14 protein-coding genes are annotated in these 22,979 nt (G+C 73.4%); 5 read left to right on the top strand and 9 right to left on the bottom strand.

All coding sequences use genetic code 11. The features are described 5' to 3' along the window. Window positions 1–5: 5 nt before the first annotated feature. Entirely contained in the window at window positions 6–6,134 is a 6,129-nt protein-coding gene (locus GC722_RS04400; protein WP_156608276.1) for an Ig-like domain-containing protein, read from the bottom strand. A 158-nt stretch (window positions 6,135–6,292) separates the two neighbouring features. Between GC722_RS04400 and GC722_RS04395 the strand changes: the two genes are divergently transcribed. Then, window positions 6,293–7,954: an HNH endonuclease signature motif containing protein gene (locus GC722_RS04395; protein ID WP_156608274.1), complete on the top strand. Its 1,662-nt coding sequence runs from the start codon at window positions 6,293–6,295 to the stop codon at window positions 7,952–7,954. Here the strand turns inward: GC722_RS04395 and GC722_RS04390 are convergent. Genes GC722_RS04390 through GC722_RS04375 form a run of 4 tightly spaced genes read right to left on the bottom strand, consistent with a single transcriptional unit; the run spans window position 7,935 to window position 12,970 of the window. Continuing rightward, complete coding sequence (locus GC722_RS04390) at window positions 7,935–9,560, bottom strand: alpha-L-arabinofuranosidase C-terminal domain-containing protein (RefSeq protein ID WP_156608272.1); 1,626 nt, start codon at window positions 9,558–9,560, stop codon at window positions 7,935–7,937. The genes GC722_RS04395 and GC722_RS04390 overlap by 20 nt on opposite strands. Window positions 9,561–9,609: 49 nt before the next feature. Then, window positions 9,610–10,509, bottom strand: a complete 900-nt coding sequence (locus GC722_RS04385) for a carbohydrate ABC transporter permease (RefSeq protein WP_156608269.1) — start codon at window positions 10,507–10,509, stop codon at window positions 9,610–9,612. Next, window positions 10,506–11,477: a carbohydrate ABC transporter permease gene (locus GC722_RS18115; RefSeq protein ID WP_156608268.1), complete on the bottom strand. Its 972-nt coding sequence runs from the start codon at window positions 11,475–11,477 to the stop codon at window positions 10,506–10,508. The genes GC722_RS04385 and GC722_RS18115 overlap by 4 nt, the downstream gene beginning before the upstream one ends. Continuing rightward, entirely contained in the window at window positions 11,474–12,970 is a 1,497-nt protein-coding gene (locus tag GC722_RS04375) for an ABC transporter substrate-binding protein (RefSeq protein ID WP_156608265.1), read from the bottom strand. Before GC722_RS04375 ends, GC722_RS18115 begins: the two co-directional genes overlap by 4 nt. Window positions 12,971–13,114: 144 nt before the next feature. On the opposite strand from GC722_RS04375, the gene GC722_RS04370 reads away from it, so the two are divergent. The 3 genes from GC722_RS04370 (at window position 13,115) to GC722_RS04360 (ending at window position 16,646) form a co-directional block, all read left to right on the top strand. Beyond that, window positions 13,115–14,365, top strand: coding sequence for an ROK family transcriptional regulator (locus tag GC722_RS04370; protein ID WP_156608263.1), 1,251 nt, complete (start codon window positions 13,115–13,117; stop codon window positions 14,363–14,365). Then, entirely contained in the window at window positions 14,362–15,840 is a 1,479-nt protein-coding gene (locus GC722_RS04365; RefSeq protein WP_156608260.1) for a sulfatase-like hydrolase/transferase, read from the top strand. The genes GC722_RS04370 and GC722_RS04365 overlap by 4 nt, the downstream gene beginning before the upstream one ends. 158 nt (window positions 15,841–15,998) lie before the next feature. Continuing rightward, window positions 15,999–16,646: a class I SAM-dependent methyltransferase gene (locus GC722_RS04360; protein WP_156608258.1), complete on the top strand. Its 648-nt coding sequence runs from the start codon at window positions 15,999–16,001 to the stop codon at window positions 16,644–16,646. Here the strand turns inward: GC722_RS04360 and GC722_RS04355 are convergent. Genes GC722_RS04355 through GC722_RS04340 form a run of 4 tightly spaced genes read right to left on the bottom strand, consistent with a single transcriptional unit; the run spans window position 16,643 to window position 21,766 of the window. Next, a complete protein-coding gene (locus tag GC722_RS04355; RefSeq protein WP_156608256.1) occupies window positions 16,643–17,512 on the bottom strand; it encodes a carbohydrate ABC transporter permease in 870 nt (289 codons plus the stop codon). The genes GC722_RS04360 and GC722_RS04355 overlap by 4 nt on opposite strands. 3 nt (window positions 17,513–17,515) lie before the next feature. Further along, complete coding sequence (locus GC722_RS18110) at window positions 17,516–18,460, bottom strand: carbohydrate ABC transporter permease (protein WP_197429774.1); 945 nt, start codon at window positions 18,458–18,460, stop codon at window positions 17,516–17,518. A 46-nt stretch (window positions 18,461–18,506) separates the two neighbouring features. Next, window positions 18,507–19,829 carry an extracellular solute-binding protein gene (locus GC722_RS04345; protein ID WP_156608254.1) on the bottom strand — a complete coding sequence of 441 codons (1,323 nt, stop codon included), beginning with the start codon at window positions 19,827–19,829 and terminating at the stop codon, window positions 18,507–18,509. After that, window positions 19,826–21,766 (bottom strand): glycoside hydrolase family 127 protein, encoded by a 1,941-nt coding sequence (locus GC722_RS04340; RefSeq protein ID WP_156608252.1) that lies wholly within the window; start codon window positions 21,764–21,766, stop codon window positions 19,826–19,828. The genes GC722_RS04345 and GC722_RS04340 overlap by 4 nt, the downstream gene beginning before the upstream one ends. Before the next feature lie 232 nt (window positions 21,767–21,998). On the opposite strand from GC722_RS04340, the gene GC722_RS04335 reads away from it, so the two are divergent. Continuing rightward, on the top strand, window positions 21,999–22,958 hold the full coding sequence (locus tag GC722_RS04335; RefSeq protein ID WP_331714373.1) for a LacI family DNA-binding transcriptional regulator: 960 nt from the start codon (window positions 21,999–22,001) through the stop codon (window positions 22,956–22,958). Window positions 22,959–22,979 lie beyond the last annotated feature (21 nt).

The following is a 22,979-nucleotide window of genomic DNA, read 5'->3' as shown; positions in this document are numbered from 1 at the left end:
GTCGGTCACGGCCACGGCCCGCTGCCGCCGCCGGTCGTGTTGCCGCACTTCGCCGCGGGCTTGCGGTCGTAGCCCCAGAAGCCGAGGTTGTTGGCGCTGCCGTAGGGGCCCTGGCCGGGGACGCGGGCCGTCCCGTCGCTGCTGATGCGGACGTCCCGTCCGGTGAAGGCGCCGCTCTCGGTCGGGACGCACCGGACCGTCGAGCCCGGCTCGAAGTTCCGCAGCTGGGCCCCGATCCAACGGCACCGGTTCGTCGAACCGGTGTTCTCGCAGCGCGGGGAGATGTCACCCGCGAAGACCTCCAGAGACGGTGGCGGCGGCCGGTTGTTCGTCCGGAACTGCGCCGACTGCTGCACCTGGCCCCGCCGGTTCTCCGCGGTCACCGTGATCGTGTAGGTGGTCTCGTACTCCAGCCCGCTGACGTTCTGCGAGCCGGAGGCGTCGCGGACCTGCCGCCCACCCTCGGGGCGCACGTCCACCCTGAGGTTGGCCCCGTCCCCGTTGCCCTGGACCGCCCACTCGTAGTAGCCGGCGCGGTCGCCGTTGGCCCGGGCGACCAGCTGGCTGATGATCGGCTTGCCGTACGGGGTGGCGGCGTTGGACGCCGGCGACCACCCCGAGCACTTGCCCTGCGAGCAGCTGCGGACCTCGGCCCGGTACGTCTGACCGTTGGTGGCGGGGAAGTTCTGCGGGTTGCTGCTCAACCCGGCGGCGGCGCCGCTGTTGATGCGGACCTCGTTCGCGCTCACCGGGGCACCGTTGGTCTTCCCGGGCTGCCAGGTCAGGCCCACGGAGCCGTCACCCTCGCTGAGCTGGGGCGCGGGCGGGGTGTCGGGAGCGCCGTAGGGGGTGATGGCCGGCGACGGCGCGCTCGGCTCGCCCTCCCCCGCCTTGTTGGTGGCGCTGACGGTGAACGTGTACTCGGTGCCGTTGTTGAGGTCGACGTCGGTGGAGGTGGTGCCGCCACCGACCTCGGCCACCCGGCTGCCGTTGGCGTAGACGGTGTAGGCCGAGACGGCGTCGCCGTTCGGGTCCGGCGAGGGCTGCCAGGACACGCGCACCTTGCGACCGAGGTTCCCGCCGGCGTCCTGGGCCTGCACGGCCTGGGCGGGCGCCGGCTTGCCCGCGGGCACCTCGGCCCGGGACTGCCCGGACCAGTCCGAGGGCTCCGGCGCCTTGTTCCGCGCCTGCACCCGGAACCGGTAGGACGAGCCGTTCTGCAGCCCGCTCCAGGTGTAGCTGGTCGTCCCCCCCGCGACCTCGCGCTGCTGGCGGCCCTGCGGACCGGTCAGCTCGACCACGTACTGGGTCACCGCGGATCCCCGGGTGGGGGCGGGCGTCCAGCTGAGGTCGATCTGCTGGTCGCCGAACTCGGTCTGCGGGGTGCCGGGCTTGCCGGGACGCACGTCGGGGCGGATCTCGGCCGACGTGCCCGACGGCTCGGAGTCCCCGATGGCGTTGGTGGCCACCACCGTGAACGTGTAGCGCACGTCGTTGGTCAGCCCGGTGATGGTGCAGGTAGTCGCGGGGCACTCCTGCTCGACCGACTGGCCGTTGGAGCCGCTGCCCGTGACGGTGTAGCCGCTGATCGGCTCGCCGTTGTCCGGCGGCGCGGTGAAGGTCACCCGGGCCTGCCGGTCGCCGACCTCGTCCACCCGGGGCACCCCGGGACGTCCGGGGACGCCCTTGACGGTCAGCCGGATCCGGGCCTCGCTGCGGCGCTCGGTGCTGCGGGTGGCGTCCTCGACGACGTAGCGCACCACCATGGAGCCGACGAAGGTGTCGTCCGGGGTCACCGCGACCGTGCTGCCGCTGATGTCGGCGCTGCCGCTGCCGGACTCGACGACGACGCTGACCACGGTCAGCGGCTCGTCGGGGAATGGGTTGGCGTCGTTGTCCAGCACCGACACCTGGCTGGTCTCACCCTGGACGGCGTCCGGGACCGCGTCGTCCACCGCCCGGGGCGGTGGCTCGGACGAGGCCAGCACCACCAGGTCGACCTCCAGGTCCGCGGTGCCGCCCTGTCCGTCGTCGACGGTCACGGTGAACCGGGCGGTGGTGCCCGGCGCCACGTCGAGGGCCGCGCTGGCGGTCACCCGGCTGCCGCTCTGCTGGACCTCGACGCCCTCGGGCGCCTGCCCCTGCAGCTCGCCGAAGTCGAGCGGGTCGCCGTCGGGGTCGCTGGCCGAGCGGGCCAGGTCGATCGTCTCGGGCTCCTCACCCGCGCCCACGTTGAGCGTCACCGGCAGCACCTCGGGGGCGGCGTTCGGCTCGACCGGCTCCTCGTCCTCCTCGGTGGGGGCCTCGGGTGCCGGGAGCACGGTGATCGGCACGGTCAGCACCGCGGTACGCCCGTCGGGGTCGGTGGAGTCGTCGCCGTCGGTGACCTCGAAGATGATCGCCGCCGGGCCGTCGTACTCCACCGGGGCGGTGAACTGCACGGTCTGCTCGTCGACCGCCGCCGGTGCCCCGTTGGAGGCCCAGATCCGCTCCTCGCTGGTGAGCTGCACGTCGCGGCCCTGCGTGCCGAGCACGAAGTCGCCGATGTCGAGGCGCAGCGGCTCACCCGCCACCACCTCCTGCGGCACCACGTCGGGCCGCAGCGCCGGGACGGCGTCGGCGCGGCCGGGCACCGTCACGACCGCCGAGGCGGTCATGCCGTCGGCGTCGGTGACCTGGTAGCGGATCCGCCGCATCTGCGCCCCGATGGTGACCCGCAGGTTCTGCCCGGCCACCACGGCCCGCTCCTCCTCCGGGACCGACTCGTCCTCGGTCACCGAGACCACCAGCTCGCCGGTCGGGCCGTCCGGGTCGAAGTCGTTGCGCAGCACCGGGACGTCGATCTGCTCCTTGGTCACCACGTCGGCGGCGGTGTCCACGTCGTCGCGGGCCACCGGCGCCATGTCGGGCGCGTCGCCGTCCACGGTGATCACCACGTCCCCCACGCCCTGGGCGTTGCGGGTGTCGGCGACCGTGTACTGCCCGGCCGTCGTGCCCTCCCGGTCGGGGGCGACGAACTCGATCGTGTCGTCGACGAGCCGGGCGTCGGTGGCGAAGGCGAGCGGCTCGTCGGCGTAGCCGAAGGGGTCGCCGTCGGGGTCGGAGTCGTTGGCCAGGGCGGCCACCCGCACGGTGTCCCCGGGCTTGACCGTCACCTCGTCCTGCACGGCCAGCGGCGGGGTGTTGCGGGCGCTGCGCGGCACCACGCCGACACGGATCTCGCCCACCGCACGGGCGCCCCGGGCGTCGGTGACGGCGTAGGTGAAGCTGTCGGTGCCGGTCGCGTCGGGATACGCCTCGTACTCCAGCCAGGCCTCGTCCACGGCGACCAGACGTCCCTTGCTGGGCCCGGAGTCGACGCCGAGGAGGCGCACCGAGTCGCCCTCGGGGTCGATGTCGTCCAGCGGGATCAGCAGCCGGCCGACCGATCCGGCCAGCACCCGTCCGGTCACCAGCTCCGGCTCCGGCGGGGTGTTCTCGACCTCGCCGGCGATCACGTCGATGCGGATGCTGGCCGAGGCGGTCTGCCCGGCGGAGTCGCGGATCTCGTACACGACCCGGTACTCGCCGGCCACGGTCGGGGCGGCGAAGCGCACGTTCTCCCCCGAGACCCAGGCCTGCCCGCCGCTGACCTCCGGCAGCTCCGGGTCGACGGTCAGCTCCAGCCCGGCCGGCGAGGTGTCGTTGGCCAGCACCCGCACGCTGCCCACGTCGCCCGCGCGGACGGTCAGCGTGTCGGGCTGGGCGTCGGGGCGCGACGACGGGGGTGCCTCGGTGGGGACCACCACGAGCGTCCCGGTGACCGAGTGCGCGCCGTCGCTGACCGTGTAGGCGACCGAGATCGGCTGGTCCGGGGTGGTCACCGCGGTGACCTCGAGCATCTGCCGGTTGATCAGCTTCATCCGCAGCCGCGGGTCGGACTCGACGGACTGGATCACCAGCACGTCGTCGTCGGGGTCCTCGTCGTTGGCCAGCGGGTCGACCAGCACCGAGCCGCCGGCCGGGAGCAGCGCCACGTCGCGGGTGGCCACCGGCGGGGACTGCTCGCCCCGCTCGAGCACGTCCACCCGGACCACGCCGAAGCTCGTCTTGCGGTTGGTGATGATGTAGCCGACGTAGTAGGTGCCGGGCACGTCGGAGCGGAAGGTGAACGACCCGTCGGGGTAGTCGACGCTGATCCGGGCGTTCTCCACCTGCGTCTGCACGGTGGCCAGGCTGACGTCCTCGCCGGTGTCGTTCTCCATCGGGCGGACCAGCACGTCCTCCCCCGCCGCCACGGACAGGAAGTCGCCGTTGGCCTGCGGCGGGACGTCGCCGTCGTCGCGGGCGTCGACCACCAGGGTGCCGGTCGTCTCGGCCAACCCGTCGGAGACGGTGACCTCCACCTCCTTGCGCCCCTCGTCCTTGCCGACGTCGACGAAGGTGAGGGTGCCGTCGGGGGTGAAGGTGACCTCGTCGTCGCCCGGCGCCCTGGCGTCCAGCAGCACCAGGTCGTCGCCCTCGGGGTCCCGCCAGTCCAGCAGCACGCGGCGGGTGGCCTCACCGCCGAGGGAGACCATCAGCGGCTCGGTGTCGGGCTTGGGCTGGGGCGCCTCGTTGGACGCCGCCTGGTCGGCGCTGCGGACGTCCAGCGAGACCTGCGCGCTGTCCTCGCCGCCCCGGCCGTCGGAGACGGTGTAGCTGAAGCTGAGCCGGGGCGGGGCGTCGGCGGGCACCGTGACCTGCACGGCCGTCCCGCCGCGGACCAGCTGCAGGGACGCGCCGCCGGACACCTCGGGCGGGCCCTGGACGGTGAGGATGTCGCCGTCGGGGTCGGAGTCGTTCTCGATGATCGGGATGAGGGTGGACCGTCCGGCCCGGACCGCGAGCGCGTCGTCGACGGCGGTCGGCTTGCGGTTGGGACCCGTCCGCTCGGGGCTGACCTTCTCGACGACGTCCTCGTTCTCGGACTCGTCGCCCTGGTCGGGCTTGGGCGGCGTGACCTTGTCCCAGCCCTTGATCAGCTCCATGTTCTCGGTGGGGAGCCAGATGTTGCCGTCCGCCTCGTCGTTGAGCACGACGACGTCGCGGTTGACCCGCCAGGAGAGCTCGCCGCCGGTCCACTGCGGCACCTCGGCCACCACGGGCGCGGTCCGCTCGCAGGCGAAGCCGACGCGGGCGCGCTCGCCGGAGGTGAAGGCACCGTAGGCGCACCCCTCGACGACGACCGGCTGGACGGGCGTGCCGCTCGCGCCCGGCGCGAGCGGCACCAGCTGGTCGTCCGACAGCCCCTGCAGACCCTCGGCGGTCGCCAGCACGGCCTCCACCGCGTGCTCGCTGGTGCGCGTGCCGCCCTCCGAGGCCGCCTGCAGGCGGGCACCCCGGGCGGCGGGCACCGTCACCGGGTCCGACCCCTCGCGCCAGATCGTGCCGGCGCTGCGGTCCAGCAGCACGGCGCGGTCCCCGACGGCCGACAGCTCGACGTCGAGCGGCTGGCCGAGCGGGGCGGGCAGCGGGACGACCTCGGGGTCCTCGCCCTCGGGGACGCCGCCGGCCGGGACGCGGACCAGCTCGTTGCGCGCCGCGGACAGCCCGATCGTGTCGCCGGCGGCCGTGACGACGGCCGTGCCACCCGGCCCGAGGTCGAGGTCGGCCTTGGCCTTGACGAAGTCGATGCCGAAGACGTCGGCCACCGGGCGGGTCCAGGCCCGCCCGCTCGGACGGTCGACCACAGCCACCCGGGTCTCGTTCATGCTGACCACGGCCTCGCCGGGGAGGATCACCGGCGTGGCCACCGCCGAGGTGGTCGGGTCGATCTGGACCAGCTGGGAGGTGACGTTGTCCCGCGTCAGGACCGTCTCCTCGTCCTGCCAGAGGTCGAAGTCGCGGTTGATCATCTGCGTCGACGTCTCGAGCTCGTCGATCTGCTTGTTCAGCTTGCCGGCCAGCCGCAGCGTCTGGTTGACCACCCACACCGAGCCGTCGTTGAGCCGCAGGTCGGCTGCCGGGTACCCCCGCGCCACCGCGGCGCCCACGACCAGGGCCACCGCCAGCACCCCCACCAGCGCGGCCGACCAGGACCGCCGCAGGAACCGGCGGGTGCTGCGGCCCGGCCGGAGACGGCGGAGCACGGCGGTCGTGCGCGGTGCGGCCACGGCGTTCTCTTCCCGGAGATGTCGAGGGCTGGGTACGGGTCACGGGGCAGCGCTGCCGCCCGCGTCATTCTGTCAAACGGGAGGCGCATCCCCAATCCCGTCGGACGGGGACGCTGCCGACCCTTGTATTCGAACATCTGTTCGATTACTCTAGCAGCATGGCAGCCGGCGCAGACACCGCGACGACCCAGGGGGTCGGCGAGGTGACGGGCGCGCTGGACGGGCTCGCCGCGGCCGTGGACGCGGTGCTGGCCGCCGGCGACGCCGCCTCCCTCGCGCGGCTCGACGACGACACCGTGGTCGGTCTGCTGCGCCGCCTGGAGCAGGTGCGCAACCGGGTCGCGGTGGCCGAGAGCGCCGTCCTGACGGAGGCGGCGGCCCGCGAGCTGCCCGAGCGCCACTGCCAACGCCGGACCAGCACGTGGCTCGCCCGGCTGCTGCGCCTCTCCCCCGGCGAGGCCGCCCGCCGGGTAGCCGCCGCCGACGCGCTGAGCCCCCGCACCACCACGACGGGTGAGCCGCTGCCGCCGCTGCGCGCGGAGCTCGCGGCGGCGCGGTCGGACGGCAGCATCTCGGCCGAGCACACCCAGGTGGTGCTGACCGCGCTCGACCGGCTGGAGCGCCGCGTCCTCGACCCGGAGGTCGTCACGCGGGCGGAGTGCACGCTCACGCGCTACGCCCGCGAGTTCGACCCGCCGCGGCTGCGCCAGATCGCCGACCACCTCCTCGAGGTGGTCGACCCGGACGGCGCCGTACCCGATGACGAGAGCCAGCAGCGACGCCGGTTCCTCCGGCTGCGGCAGCGCAGGGACAGCATGTGGGCGGGCGAGTTCGAGCTGACCGCCGCCTGCGGGGCGAAGCTCAGGACGGTGCTGCAGTCGCTCGCCGGCGACCGCAGTGCCCGGCTGGTCCGAGGTGACGCGGCCGGAGTGGGAAGGTCGGGCGAGGGCGGAGAACCCGGCGGCGACGCCGGGGAGCCGCTGGTCGACACCCGCGACCACGGGCAGCGGATGGCCGACGCCCTGGACGAGGCGTGCGACCTGCTGCTGCGCGCGGGCGCCCTCCCGGCCTCGGGCGGCACCCCCGCCACCGTCGTGGTGACCTGCACCGAGGAGCAGCTGCGCACCCGGACGGGTCTGGCCCGGCTGGCCGACGGCAGCGCGCTGCCGGTCCGCGACCTCTCCCAGCTCGCCGGCGGCGCCGACGTCTGGGCCGCCGTGGTCGACGGCGCGGGAGTACCGCTGCGACTCGGCCGCAGCCGCCGGCTGGCCAGCCCGGCGCAGACCGTGGCGCTCATCGCCCGGGACGGCGGCTGCTCCTTCCCCGGCTGCGACCGGGCGCCGCAGTGGTGCGAGCGCCACCACGTCACCGAGTGGTCGCACGGCGGTCCCACCGACCTGAGCAACCTGACGCTGCTCTGCCGCTACCACCATCGTCACCACCTGGGACGGGGGTGGCAGGTGCGGATCGGCGAGGACGGCCTCCCGCAGTGGACGCCACCCAGCTGGGTCGACCCCCGTCGGGAACCGCTGGTGCACCACCGGATCCTCGCCCGGCGCACCCACGGCACACCCGCGCCCCCTCCACCGCCGGTCTGCCCACCGCAGCAGCAGCCGCCCGGTTCCGGACGCGGTCCGCACGAGGGACCCGGCACCGCCACGGACGAGGACTGGGCTGCGTGGCTGGCCCACCTCGTCGACGTCGAGCCACCCGAGGACGACTGGGCGGGAGGCCCCGACCCGTCCGACGACGACCTGCCCACCGCCGGGGCGGTGGACTGGGACGCCGCATGGGTCGAGCTCAGCGGAGGTCGAACGTGAGCAGCGTGATGCTGTGCGCGCCGAAGGTCATGCGTGCCTGGTCGAGCTCGACGGTGCGGGCCGGGCTGAGCGTGACGCGTCCGGGGTCGTCGATGGTGTTGACCGCGAAGAGGTCGTCGGCGTCCGCGCCGAGCGTCCGCACCTCGACGGTCCCCGGCAGCCGGTCGGTGCGGCCGTCGAGGGTGAGCTGGGTGGTGAGGTCGGTGTCCGGGGAGCGGTTGATCACCGCCACGGTGAGCCGGGAGCCGTCCTCGCTCAGCGCGGCCGAGACGTCCAGGTCCGGCACGGTGGTGGGCGCGGTCAGCAGCTCGCCGCGCAGCCGGCGCTCGTCGCTGAGCCTGGCCTGCGCCCAGCGTGACGGCGCCCGCAGCCCGACCGCGGTGGGGCGGGTGCCGAAGTGGTTCTGGTAGAGGTCCCAGACGAAGTAGGTGGTGGTGCGCACCAGGCCCTCGGGACGCACGTTGAGCAGCCCGTTGGCGTTGACCAGGTTCACGGTGTTGGCCATCGCGACCGGTACGGGCAGCTGCGCCGTCCGGTGCATGGCGTGGAACACGCCTGCGTAGAACAGCGCGTCGGCCAGCGTCCGCGGGCTGTGCCGGTTCACCCGGCGGGGCGTCTCCTCCCCCGGCTCGGTCAGCTCGCGCGGGGCGACCCCGCCGTCCGCGCCGGGCTGGGGCTCCGGCCACGACGCCGGTTCGAGGTGGCGCATGTTCCACTCGTCCATGGCGATCGCCGGGGGCCGTCCGACGCCGTGGCGCTCGGCCGCCTCGGCCACCAGCTGGGAGTAGGAGACCAGGGCCCGCTCGAAGAACAGCGACTGACCGACCACCGCCTCGAACTCGGCCACGCTGGGGTCGACCAGGTGCAGGCTGGCGCCGTAGTGGTGCACCGACACGTAGTCCGCGACCTCGCCGAGCCCGGCGACCACGGCGTCGGTCCACTCCTCCCGGTCCCAGCCGACGGCGACGAAGCTGAGCGACGGGTCCACCGCGCGCATGAACCGGGCGTGCTCCCGGGCGTCCTCGACGTAGCGGCCGACCGGGCGGTGACCCATCTGCCAGGGCCCGTAGACCTCGTTGCCCAGGCCCCAGTAGCGCACGCCGTACGGCTCGGGGTGCCCGTCCTCGGCGCGGAGCCGGGCCATCTCGGTGGTGCCCCGGTAGTTCGTGTACTCCACCCAGCGGACGGCGTCGTCCACGTCGCGGCAGGAGTGCGCCAGGTACGGCTCGGCACCCACCGCGTCGGCCCAGGCGAGGAACTCCGGGGTGCCGAACCGGTTGCTCTCCTCCGAGCCCCAGGCCAGCTCCAGCCGGCGAGGGCGCCGGTCCCGGGGGCCCGTGCCGTCCCGCCACCAGTACGGCGAGGTGAAGTTGCCACCGGGCCAGCGCAGCACCGGGACCCCCAGCTCCGCGCAGGCCTCCAGCACGTCGGCCCGGCAGCCCTGCAACGGCCCGTCGTCGGCGACGGCCAGCGGCGACCCCTCGTCCAGGACGCCGCCCTCGATGTTGCCGTAGAAGGCCGACTCCAGGAAGTGGCCGTAGATGTTGCGGTCGATCGGCTGCGGCAGCGGCGTGCTGGACAGGTCGAGCTGGGCCTGGCAGGTCATCGGTCCTCCGGGAGTGCGGGTCGGGTCGTGCTGGGCTCGGACGGGGTGGTCACTGCTTGACGGCGCCGGCGATGCTGTCGACGAACTGCCGCTGCAGGGCGACGAAGACGGCGAGCACTGGCGCCAGCGAGATCACCGCGGCCGCGGCGAGTCCCGTGTAGTCGGTGCCGTACTCGCCGCTGAACGCCGTCATGCCGACGGCCAGCGTGCGCAGGTCTGGCTGGCTGAGGGTGAAGACGAGGGGCAGCAGGTAGGCGTTCCAGGCGTTGAGGAACTGCAGGATGACGACGGTGGCGGTGACCGGCACGGCCAGCGGCAGCATCACCGTGAAGAAGATGGTCAGCGGTCCGGCCCCGTCGACGCGCGCGCACTCCTCCAGCTCCTTGGGCAGGCTGCGGAAGTAGCCGGCGTAGAGCAGGGTGGCGGCCACCTGACCACCGGCGCCGAGACCGAGGATCACGCCGAGGTGGGTGTTGAGCAAACCCAGCTGGTCGGTCAGCTGGGTGATCGGGATGATCGTGTACCCCTCGGGCAGGAAGAAGGTGATGAGGAAGACCGCCATGATGCCCTTCTTGCCCGGGAAGTCGGCCCGGCCCAGCACGTAGCCGGCCAGGGCGCTGCGCACCACCACCAGCAGCACCGTGCCCACGGTGATGAGCACCGAGTTGAGCATGTAGTCGGAGAAGCCCACCTCGTTCCAGGCCCGGGCGTAGTTCTCCCACACCAGCCGGTCCGGCAGCAGCGACAACCCCTTGCCGAAGATCTCACCCGGGGTCTTGAGCGACGCCGACAGCAGCCACACGAACGGGTACACCCAGATGGCGCAGAAGACGGCGAGCACGCACCCGGTCAGCACCCGGCTGCGGCGGGGGCCACCGCGTCGGGATGGCCGGCCGGCGGCGGCGGCCGGGCTCGTCCCGGGTGCCACGGCGAGCGGGGTCGTGGTCATGACTGCCTCCTGCGGACGGCACGGACGCCGAGTCCCTGGGCCAGGGCCAGGGCCATGGTCATCAGCCCGAAGAGGACCGCCGCCGCGGAGGCGTAGCCCAGCTCGGGGACGGTGGCCTGGAAGGCGGTGCGGTAGATGAAGATCTCCATCACCTCGGACGAGAACGCGGGCCCGCCCCCGGTCAGGGTGACCGCTAGGTCGAAGACGTTGAGGGCGCTGATGACGTCGATGAGGGTGATGATGACCAGGAACGGCACCAGCATCGGCAGCGTGATGTGGCGGAACTCCTGCCACACCGACGCCCGGTCCATCCGGGCCGCCTCGCCGATCTCCGGCGGGATGGTCTGCAGCGCGGCCAGCCAGTAGATCATCGTGATCCCCAGCCACTTCCAGACCCAGACCGCCACCACGGTGACCAGCGAGGTGCCGGAGTTCGCCGCGAAGTTCACCGGTGACTCCAGCAGCGCCATCGACACCAGGGCGGTGTTCACCGGGCCGCCGGCGTCCAGGATCAGGGTGAAGACGACGCCCACGATGGCGCTGGTGGTGACGACCGGCAGGAAGATCAGCGTCCGGAACAGGCTCCGCATCGGCGCGAACCGGCTGTTGAGCACCAGCGCCAGCAGCAGCGCCCCGCCGACGCGCAGCGGCACCGCGATCACCAGGAACAGCATCGAGTTGGCGAAGGCGTTCCAGAACAGGTCGTCGGTCAGCAGCATCCGGAAGTTGTCCAGACCGACGAACGTGCCCCGCAGGGCGAAGCCGGGCCAGTCCAGCAGCGCGTACCACCAGCTGGCCAGCAGCGGGTAGACCGTGTAGGCGCCGTAGCCGAGGAAGGTCGGCAGCAGGAACAGGTAGATCCACCAGCTGCGTCGCAGCCGCACCCAGAACGAGGGGGCCGGCCGCCGGACCACCGCATCGGCTGCGGACGGCCCGGCCGGGACCGCCGGGGTGGGGGCCGTGGTCACGGGGTCCAGTCCTGACCCGGCTGCCAGTCGCTGAAGACCCAGTCCTCCACGCCGACCGCGGCCCCGTCACCGCTGACCGCCTCGACGGCCCGGTCCCGTTCGGCGGTGAGCTGGTCGCTGAGCGTCCGCAGGGCGGAGGCGTAGTCCGAGGTCGAGCCGGTGAGGACCGCCTGGGCGATCTCGCCCAGGTTCGGGTGGACGTCGCGCATCTCGGCCTGCACGCGGGCCACGTCGGGGTTGCGGACCTGCGGCTGCGGTGCGGTGCGGACGTCGCTGGCCATGTACTCGATGTTGGTGCGGTAGGCCTCCTCGACGTCGGCCTCGGCCACCAGCTCGTCGAGCACCGGCGGCTGGTCCATGGCGCCGGCGAGGGTGCGCATGAACTCGGGCTCCAGCATGGCGGCCATCACCTGCGCCCCGAGCCTCGGCAGCCGCGCCTGGGCCGACACCCAGAAGGTGCCACCGGGAGGCGGGCTGTAGATGACCGGGGCGCCGCCGTCGGGCGTCGGGATGTGCCACACCCCCACCCCCTGCTCGATGGCCTCGGGCTCGTTGACCTTGAGGCCGCCGATGAACCAGGGGCCCCACAGGTACACCGCCGCCTCGCCGGCCGCCCAGCGCGCCCGGGCGTCGCGGGTGTCCATCGAGGCCGAGGCCGGGTGGACGACGCCGTCGGCCTGCAGCGACACCAGCAGCTCCATGGCGTCCAGGTAGGGCTGGCTGGCGTAGGCGTACTCACCGGTCGACGGGTCGACGGCACCCACCGCACCGGCCGACATGGCCAGCCGCTCCACCAGCTGCTGGAGGTAGGAGGGGACCTTGCTGGGCACGACCAACGCCGAGGCACCGTCCGGCAGCCCGTCCCGCAGCTGACGCATGGTCGCGCGGAAGTCGTCCCAGCTGCCCGGGTCCGCGGCCGGGTCGACCCCCGCCCGCTCCAGCAGCGTGCGGTTCGACCACGGGACGGCGTCGTGCCAGCGTCCGCTGAAGACCGGCAGCGAGTAGAGCCTGCCGTCGAAGCGGTGGATGCCCTCGAGCAGCTGGTCGGCGATGGGCAGCGCCGCCACGTCGACGAAGTCGTCGATGGGCTGGAACCACCCGTTGGCCACCAGGGCGGCCGGCGTGCCGTCCAGCCCGGCGAGGGAGTGCACGTCGGGGGACTGGTTGCTGCGGCGGGCCAGCTGCAGCGCCTCGCCGAGGGCGGGGCCGTCCATCTCGCGCCGCTCGATCGTGACCCCCGGGTGGGCCGCCTCGAAGGGGCGGAAGAGCTTGCTGTCGAAGGTGGCGGTGAGGGGGCGGAACTGGTCCCACCACTGCACGGTGCCGGTCTCGGCGCCGCCACCGCTGGCCACCGGGGCGGCCGGGTCGCCGGACCCGGTGCAGGCGCTGAGCAGGGGGCCGGCCGCGACGGCGCCGGTGGCCAGCCCGGCCCCGGCGAGCAGGCGGCGACGGCTCAGGGCGGCAGCGGGACGCGCGGCGAGCGGATCGTTCATCGGAGAACCCCTTTGTCCAGGACGTGGTGCGACGGGCACGACGGTAGGCAATTCGCGCGACTTCCGTCAAGGCTTCGACATTAATGCGTCAGCACATGTGTCGATGTGTTGATGGAAAACGACGCGCACCCTAGAGTGGGGCACATGCCGGCGGACAGCGGGCTGCAGGCGCTGCGCCGCGGCCACGAGCAGAGGGTCGTCGACGCCCTGAGGGTGTCGGGGCCGCTGAGTCGCGCCCAGCTGGCCGAGCGGGTGGGGCTCTCCCGCGCGACCATCTCCGAGATCACCGCCGACCTGCAGTCGCGGGCCGTGCTCGTGGTGGTGGAGGAGTCCGCCGCGCACCGGCTGGCTCCGGCCCGCAGCGGCCGCGGACGACCGGCCCAGCGGCTGGCGCTGAACCCGCTCTCCGGGCAGCTGGTGGGCGTGGACTTCGGTCACCGCCGGGTGCACGTCGTGGTGGTGGACGCCTCCCACGAGGTGGTCGCCTCCGGGGCGCGCAGCTACGCCGGCGACTCCGACTGGCCCACCCGCGTCGACCGGGCCTTCGCGCTGCTGGACGAGCTCGCCGAGGACGACCGGGTCGAGCTCGCCGGGGTCCAGGCGGTCAGCATCGGCTTCCCCGGCCCGTTCTCACCCCGGTTGCCCGCCCCGCCGCCGGGCGACACCGAGCCGGCCGAGACCTCCAGCGACTTCGTCCGCGCCCGCTTCGGCGAGCGGTTCGGCGTCCCGGTGATGGTGGACAACAACACCCGCTTCGCCGCCCTGGCCGAGGCGATCTGGGGCAGCGGCGCGGAGACGGGCGACCTGCTCTACGTCCGCCTCGCCGACGGCGTCGGCGGCGGTCTGGTGGTGCAGGGCCGGCTGGTCACCGGGTCCGCGGGCTTCGCCGGCGAGCTCGGCCACATCTCGGTCCGGCTGGACGGCCCGGACTGCCGCTGCGGCAAGCGCGGCTGCCTCGAGACCATCGCCTCCGTGCCCTCCCTGCTCGCCCGCTGCGAGGAGGAGGGCGTCCGGGTCAGCACCCTGGCCGAGCTGGCCGAGGCCGTCGGGCGGGCCGACCCCGTGGTGGACCGCATCCTCCGCGACGCGGGCGAGGCGCTGGGACGCGTGCTGGGCACGCTGGCCGTCGCCCTCAACCCGGCCGAGGTCGTCGTCGGCGGCGAGGTCGTCCACCTCGCACCCGCGCTGCTGGCGCAGGCGCAGGCCACCATCAGCTGGGAGCTGCTGCCCATGCCGCAGGTCGCGCCCACCATCCGGACGGCCCAGCTCGGCGACGAGGACGGCGCCCTGGGTGCGGTCGCCGCCGTGCTGCACTCCTCGCCGCTGCTGGCCAGCTACCCCGAGCTGTCACCCCCTCCCCCGCCCCCTCCCGGAACGGACCGAGACGCCTCATGAGGACGAACATCCTCTTCCTGATGACCGACCAGCACCGGGTGGACACCCTCGGCTGCTACGGCAACCCGGTCGTCGCCACCCCGAACCTGGACCGGCTGGCCGCGACGGGGACGCGGTTCGACCGCTGGTACACCCCGACGGCCATCTGCACACCGGCCCGGGCCAGCCTGCTCACCGGCCAGTCCCCGTTCCGGCACAAGCTGCTTGCCAACCAGGAGCGCAACGTCGGCTACCTGGAGGACCTGCCCGCCGGCACCTTCTCCTTCCCGCAGGCGCTGCGGGAGGCGGGCTACTCGTGCGGGCTGCTGGGCAAGTGGCACACCGGGACGGAGCGTGACGCCGCCGACTTCGGCTTCGAGGGCCCCGACCTGCCCGGCTGGCACAACCCCGTCGACCACCCCGACTACCTCGCCTACCTGGCCGAGCGCGACCTCCCGCCGTACGCGATCAGCGACGAGATGCGCGGCACCATGCCCAACGGCCGGCCGGGCAACCTGCTCGCCGCGCGGCTGCACCAGCCGGTGGAGGCCACCTTCGAGGCCTACCTGGCCACCCGCGCGATCGAGATGGCCCGGCGCTTCGCCGAGACCGGCGAGCCGTTCCACCTGTCGTTGCACCTCTTCGGCCCGCACCTGCCCTACGTCATCCCCGACGCCTACTTCGACCGCTACGACCCCGAGCTGGTCGAGCTGCCGGCCTCGGTGGCCGAGACCTTCGCGGGCAAGCCGCCGGTGCAGCAGAACTACAGCGCCCACTGGGCCTTCGACACCATGAGCGAGGCCGACAGCCGCAAGCTGATCGCGGTCTACTGGGGCTACGTCACGCTGATCGACGAGCAGATCGGACGCGTGCTGGACGCCTTCGACGAGCTGGGGCTGACCGACTCGACGGCCGTGTTCTTCACCGCCGACCACGGCGAGTTCACCGGCGCCCACCGGCTGCACGACAAGGGCCCGGCGATGTACGAGGACATCTACCGCATCCCCGGCATCATCCGGGTGCCGGGCGCCCCGGCCGGGCAGGTGCGCCCGGAGCTCGTCAGCCTGACCGACTGCACCGCCACCATCCTCGAGCTGGCCGGCTGCGACCCCACGCCGGCGGTCGACTCCCGCAGCCTGCTCCCGCTGGTGCGCGGTGAGGACGTCGACTGGCCCGAGGACCTCGTCTGCGAGTTCCACGGCCACCACTTCCCGTACCCGCAGCGGATGCTGCGCACCGACCGGTACAAGCTGGTGGTCAACCCCGACTCGGTCAACGAGCTCTACGACCTCGACGAGGACCCGGACGAGCTGGTCAACCGCTACCGCGACGAGGCGCTCGCCGGGGTCAGGCAGCGGCTGATGGAGCGGCTCTACACGCTGCTCCGCGACCGCGGCGACAACTTCCACCACTGGATGACCTCGATGTACGAGATCGGCGACGACGTCCGCGAGAACCCGTCGGCGGCCCAGATCGAGGCCGCACCCCGCGCCTGACCTCCTCCGAGGCCCCTCGCCCCCGCCCACCCCTGACGGCTGTATGTCGTCGCGGTCACGGCCGGCGTGGCGCGGCGTGTCGCGGTGTCCGGCAGCCACGGCGGACACGATCCCAGGGCGTGGCAGCCTGGACCTCCGACGAGCTCCGGAGGTGAGCCATGACCCCTGCCCGGGACGACCTGCCCCGGCCCTTCTTCGCGCGCCAGTACGCCCGGCTCAGCCCCGGGCTGGAGGCGGCGGGGATGGCCGGGCTGCGCACCGAGCTGCTGGCCCCGCTGACCGGTGAGGTGGTGGAGGTCGGCGCCGGCAACGGGCTGAACTTCGCCCACTACCCGCCCGCGGTCCGCCGGGTCGTGGCCGTCGAGCCCGAGCCGCGGCTGCGGGCCCTGGCCACCACCGCCGCCGCCCGGGCGGGCACACCGGTCACGGTGCTCGCGGGTCGGGCGGAGCTGCTGCCGCTGCCCGACGACAGCGTCGACGGGGCGGTGCTCTGCCTCACGCTGTGCTCGGTCGCCGGGCGGCGCCGCGCGCTGGCCGAGCTGGTCCGGGTGCTGCGCCCCGGCGGCACGCTGCGCTTCCTCGAGCACACCCTCGCCAGCACCCCCGGACGCCGACACCTGCAACGGCTGGCCGACGCCACCCTGTGGCCGCTGCTGGCCGGCGGCTGCCGCACCGCCACCGACCCGGTCGCCGACCTGGAGGCCGCCGGGCTGGCGGTGCAGCAGGTGCGGTCCTTCCCGTTCCCGGCCACCGGCCCGTGGCTGCCGGCCACCCCGCACGTCCTCGGCAGCGCCGTCGCGAGCTAGCCCTTGACCGCCCCGGACGCCAGGCCCGAGACGTAGAAGCGCTGCAGCGCCACGTAGAGCACGATGCACGGGATCATCGCCACCACCGCCCCTGCGACCAGGAAGCCGAAGTTCACCTCGCCGTAGGCACCGCTCTGCACGTTCACCAGCGCCACGGGCAGGGTGTACAGCTCCTGGCTGGTCAGGAAGGTCAGCGCGCCGAGGAACTCGGTCCAGGCCGAGAGGAAGGCGTAGAGGGCCACGGTGGCCGCTCCCGGCACCACCAGCGGACGCAGCACCGACACGATCATCCGCGTCGTCCCCGCCCCGTCGACGTGCGCGGAGTCCTCGAGCTCGCGGGGCACCGCGGCGAAGGCGTTGCGCATCACGAAGACCCCGAACGGCAGGTTCACCGTGGTGTAGAAGAGCACCAGCCCGAGCAGGCTGTCGGTCAGCCGCATCACGTTCATCTGCAGGTACAGCGGGGTCAGGATCGCCTGGAAGGGCACCATCATCGTGATCACCACCAGCGCGAACAGCACGGCGACACCCCGGAAGCGGAACCGGGCGAAGCCGTAGCCGGCCATCGTGGCGACCAGCGCGGTCAGCACCGCCGTGCTCACCGACACCAGCAGGCTGTTGCCCACCGCGCGCAGCAGCTGGGTCTGCCCGGCCAGACCGGCGAAGTTCTCCACGGTGAGGGAGAAGAAGCCGCCGCTCTCGCCGATGATCACCGAGTTCGGCTGCACCGAGCGGAACGAGGACCACAGCAGCGGGGTGAGGAAGACGATCACCGCCAGCACCGCCCCCACGAGGTAGAGCCCCCGCTTGATCCCGGTCTCGCCGCGGTCGTTGTGCACCGGCACCGGCACGGTCACGGTCGCCATGGGTCAGTCCCTCTCTCGGAGCAGCCAGAACTGGGCGGCGGTGACCAGACCCACCACCACGACCAGCAGGATCGACAGCGCGGTGGCCGAACCGAGCTGCAGCTGGATGAAGGCCCGGTTGTAGATGTACTGCACCACCGTCGTGGTGGCCGATCCCGGCCCGCCCTTGGTCAGCACGTAGAACTGGGTGAAGGCGAGGAAGGAGCCGATCACCGAGATGATCAGGCACATCGCGATCGTGCGGCGCAGCAGCGGGACGGTGATCAGCAGCTCCTGCGACCACCAGCCCGCGCCGTCCAGGGACGCGGACTCGTAGACCTCCGACGGGATGCCCTGCATCGCCGACATCAGCAGCATCATGGTCAGCCCGGGCACCGCCCAGATCACCAGCGCCGAGATCAGCCCGGTGGCCAGGTTGCCGTCCACCAGCCAGGCCGTCTGGCCGTCGGTGAGGCCGAGCCGGGCCAGCACGAGGTTCACCGCGCCGCTGCCGGGCTGGGCCTCCAGCACCAGCATGAAGCTCAGCGTGGACAGACCGACCACGTAGGGCAGGAACAGGATCGTCCGCAGCGCGGTGACGCCGCGGCGCCGGGCCCGCACCAGCACCGCCATGAAGTAGCCCAGCAGGAAGATGGGTGCGGTGACGATGGCGGTGTACAGCAGGGTGTAGCCGATCGCCCGGGCGAAGCCGGCGTCGCCGAGCGCCCGGGTGTAGTTCTCCAGCCCGATCCACTCCACGGTGCCGATCAGCGGCCAGTTGGTCAGCGAGATGACCACGGCGAACAGCAGCGGCAGCAGCACGAAGACGCTGACGAAGGCGACGGCCGGGCCGACCAGCACCACGCCGGTGCGGGTCGGGTGGGTCAGCGACCGGTGGCCGCGGGTCCGGCTGCGGGCGACCGGCTCGGCGGTGGCCGCGCCGAGGGCGGACGTGGTGGCACTGCTCACGGGTGCACCCCTTCCGTGGGTGGACGACGGTGTCCGGTCGGGCGGGTCATACCTGGGCCTGGCTCAGGATCGCGTCCCAGCCCTGCTGGCCCTGGACCAGCGCCCCCTCGAGGTCGCCGTCGAAGACGGCGCGGCGGAACATCGACAGCCAGGGACCGTCCGGCTGGTTGTAGATCAGGTTGTAGGCGAGCGTGGACGGGGCGTAGCCGGCGTGGAGGTTGTCCAGCGGCACGCTGGCGTGCGGGTAGGTCTCGCGGAAGCGGTCGTCGGCGACGTCGGCCCGCACCGGGGTGTAGCCGCCGGCCGGCAGGTCGAACTGCTGCGGCAGGTCGAGGGCGTACTTGACGAACTGCCAGGCCCCGGAGGCGTTGCGCGCCCCGCGCGGGATGCACATGTTGTCCCCGCCGTCGAAGAAGGAGCCGCCGCCGTCGGGGCCGGGCAGCAGCCGGGAGGTGATCTTGTCGGGGAAGTCGTCCTCCGCGCTGGTGACGGCGACCGCCAGGTTGGTGGGGAACATCCCGATCCGCCCGCCGCGGAAGTCGCTCCCCCAGCGGCTGGCGTCGTCGGAGAAGCAGGACTGCGGGGCCAGGTCCTCCTGCCACAGCGTCCGGTAGAGCTCGAGCATCGCGCGGACGGCGTCGTTGCCGACGATGTGGCCCGACTGCGCCCCCACCTCACCGGTGATGAAGTCCGTGCCGGCGGCCCACACCATGGGCTGCACCACGAAGCCGAGGGCGCCGGTGTTGTTGCCGGGGAAGCTCCAGGCGTAGGTGTCGGGGCCCAGCGCACGGATGGCCCGGGCGGCGTCGAGCAGCTGGTCGAAGCCCTGCACGGCCGTGTCGGGGTCGACCCCCGCGGCCTCGCACAGCTCGAGGTTGAACCACAGCAGCGAGTTGTCGGCCAGGTAGGGCACGCCGTAGACGCGGTCGTGGCGGGTGGCCAGCCCCAGGTGGCCGGGGCTCAGCTGGTCGGCGTAGGGCAGCTCGGCGATGAGGTCGGTGAGGTCGGTGAACGCGTCGCGGTAGATGAACAGCATCGAGTTGATGTCGTCGATGTCCACCAGGTCGGGCACCTCGCCGCCGCGGATGGCGGTGGCCAGCTTGGTCACGTACTGCGCGTCCAGCACCGGGGTGAGCTCGACGGTGAGCCGGTCCTGGCTGGCGTTGAACTGCTCCACCAGCGAGGTCAGCCCGTCCTGGGTGGCGGCCCGGCACCACACCCGGACGGTGCCGGTGGCGTCCTCGCCGAACCCCGGTGCGCTGGTGTCGGGGGCCGGCAGCACCGAGCTGCAGCCGGTCAGCCCGGCCACCCCGCCCAGTCCGGCGGCGCCGGCCAGCGCCAGCAGCCGACGTCGCGTGAGGCCGCTCATGCAGGGGTCCCGTCAGGGGCGAGGGGCACCCAGACCCGCATCGCGTCGATCTCGCGGTTGGCCCAGGCGTAGTAGGGCACCGCCACCAGGTCGACCGGCTCCCCCACCCGCGGCGAGCCGCCGTCGGTGGGCCACGGCCAGGCCGCGTACTCGTCGGGGGCGGTGAGGTGGCGACCGCGGGCGTTCAACGGGGTGACACCGGCCAGCAGGTCGCTGCGGTGCTCGCCGGCCCGCGCGGTACCGGGCAGCAGCGCGATGTCGTCCAGCTCGACGCCGGCCGGCTGGTCGGCGTGCTCGAAGGTGTAGACCAGCGGTCCCCGCTCCAGCGCCACGCAGCCGCGCACCGCGTCCACCCGCGGGTGGGCGGTGACGGTGCGGACCTGCAGCGGCAGGGTGAGCACCACCTCGTCCCCCACCCGCCAGTCCGCGCTCACCGTCGCGTACCCGCCGGGCGTGGCCGGACGCTCCTCGCCGCGCACCGAGACGGTGGCCCCGGTGGCCCAGGCCGGCACCCGCAGCCTCAGCTCGGTGGCCGGGTCGTCGACGGCGGTGACGGTGAGGCGGATCTCGGGCGTCCACGGGTAGTCGGTGACGACGTCCACGGCGAGGCCGCCGCCGTCGAGGCTGGCGGTGGCGTACTGGTGCACCTCCAGCGCACCCTCGGAGCGGCTGGCCAGCAGCCCGGCCAGGCTCGCCATCGTGCGCATCACGTTGGGCGGGCAGCAGGCGCAGGCGAACCAGCCGCGACGCCCGTGCGCGGGGCTGCGGTTCTCGTCCGGGGTGGACCCGCCGCGCAGCTGCAGCGGGTTGACGTAGAAGTACTCCGCACCGCCGAGCGACACCCCGGCGAGGAACCCGTTGAAGAGGATCCGCTCGATCGCGTCGCCGTAGGACGGGCGTCCGGTGGCCAGCAGCATCCGCCACGCCCACTGCACCACGCCGATGGAGGCGCAGGTCTCGGCGTAGGCCCGGTCGGGGGTCAGCTCGTAGGGCTCGCCGAAGGCCTCGTAGTCCCAGCGGGAGCCGAAGCCGCCGGTGACGTAGGTCTTGGCGGCCCACATGTTGGCGAACTGGCCGTCCAGGGTGGTCAGCAGCGACTCGTCGCCGGTCTCGGCGGCCAGGTCGGTCGCGCCGGCGGTCAGGTAGACCGCGCGCACCGCGTGACCCTCGACGGTGGTGGCCTCGCGGACCGGCACCCGGTCGGAGAAGTAGGCGGGCTCCTTGCCGTAGGAGGCCATCAGCCCGTGGCCCCGGGCGTCGACGAAGTAGCGGGCGAGCTCGAGGTAGTCCCGGTTCCCGGTCTCGCGGTACAGCTCGACCAGCGCCATCTCGATCACCGGGTGGCCGTCGACGTCGTGGCGCCGGTCCTCGCCGAAGGTGGCCACCAGGTGGTCGGCCAGCCGGACCGCCACCTCGAGCAGCTCGCGGTCGCCGGTGCAGCGCACCTGGGCCACCGCGGCCTGGATCAGGTGACCGGCGCAGTAGTGCTCGTGGCTCCAGGGCAGGTCGGTGTAGCGGCCCTCGGGGCCGAGGCGGACCTGCACCACCGAGTCGAGGTAGCCGTCCTCCTGCTGCGCCGCGGCGACGACGGCGGTGACCTCCCGCTGCAGGGCCAGCAGGTCGTCGTCGGGCTCGCGGGCGAGCTCCCAGGCGACCGCCTCCAGCCACTTGTAGACGTCGGAGTCGGCGAAGATCGGACCGACGGCCTCTCCCTCGGCCTGGCCGGCGGCGATCCGCAGGTTCTGCAGGTTGCCGGCCCGCTCGAGCTGCTCGTAGCCGGCGCGGATGCCGGTGCTGACCGCCTGCTGGCGGTCGAGCCAGAAGCCTCCGGTGATGCGGGCCCGGTCCAGACCCAGCGGGGTGCTCACCCCCGTGGCGGACTCGGTGGGGCGGGCCGGGCTGAGACCCGGGCCGGTCGTCGGAGCGGCAGTGCTCATGCAGGGAGGTCCTTCGGAACGGGAGGAATACGTTTTCCTCCCGAACGCTAGGACCGTTCGATCCACCCGGTCAACCCCTTCCGCCAACTTCTGCTCGTCGATCTCGTCGTTGCGCTGGCGGCGTGCGCCGCTTATCCTCTGCACACTCGGAAAACCCGGGGAACGACCGTGCCGGAGGGGGTCCGCCATCTCGACGTCTGCCCGCGCCGGGAGGGCGCCCCGGATCACCGACGTGGCGGCGCTGGCGGGGGTCTCGGCCGGGACGGCGTCCAAGGCGCTCAACGGCACGGGGTCGCTGCGGGCCGAGACCCGGGAGCGGGTCCGCGACGCCGCCCGCCAGCTCGGCTTCACCCCCGACGCCCGCGGGCGCTCGCTCTCCTCCGGGCGCAGCTACACCGTCGGCCTGGTCACCACCGACAGCTCGGGACGGTTCAGCATCCCGGTGATGACCGGGGCCGAGGACGCCCTCAGCGCCGGTGAGCTGATGCTGCTGCTGTGCGACACCCGCGACGACCCGCTGCGCGAGCGGCACTACCTCACCACCCTGTCCGCCCGGCGGGTCGACGGCCTGATCGTCACCGGCCGGCGCACCGAGCCGCGGGAGCCGGTCCGCAGCGACGTCCCGGTGGTCTACGCCTTCAACCCCTCCACCGACCCCGAGGACACCTCGGTGGTGGTCGACGACCACGGCGGCGCGGTGGAGGCGGTGCGCCACCTGCTCGGGCTGGGACGGCAGCGGATCGTGCACGTCACCGGGCCGGCCCGCCACCTCTCGGCCACCGAGCGGGCGGCGGGGGCGCGGGAGGCGGCCGGGGCGCAGCTGGTGCTGGAGCCGCTGTTCGGCGAGTGGAGCGAGCGGTGGGGACGTCAGGCCGTGGAGCTGGCGCTGCGCCAGGTGCCCGACCTGGACGCCGTGGTGTGCGGCAGCGACCAGATCGCCCGCGGGGTGTGCGACCGGCTCCGCGAGCTGGGACGGCACGTCCCGGACGACGTCGCGGTCACCGGCTTCGACAACTGGGCGGTGATGGCCGAGGCGTCCCGACCGCCGCTGACCACGGTCGACCTGCGGCTGACGGACCTGGGGCGGCGGGCGGCGCAGCTGCTGATCGAGGCCATCGACGGCCGCCGCCAGCCCGGGGTGCAGCGGCTGCCGACGCGGCTGGTGCTGCGGGAGTCCACCCTCGGCGTCTGAGTCGACGGGGCGGGCGCGTTC

It is taken from the genome of Auraticoccus cholistanensis, from assembly GCF_009742705.1.
Classification (GTDB): domain Bacteria; phylum Actinomycetota; class Actinomycetes; order Propionibacteriales; family Propionibacteriaceae; genus Auraticoccus; species Auraticoccus cholistanensis.
Note: the sequence above shows the minus strand (reverse complement) of the source record. Positions and strands in the feature narration are given on the sequence as shown.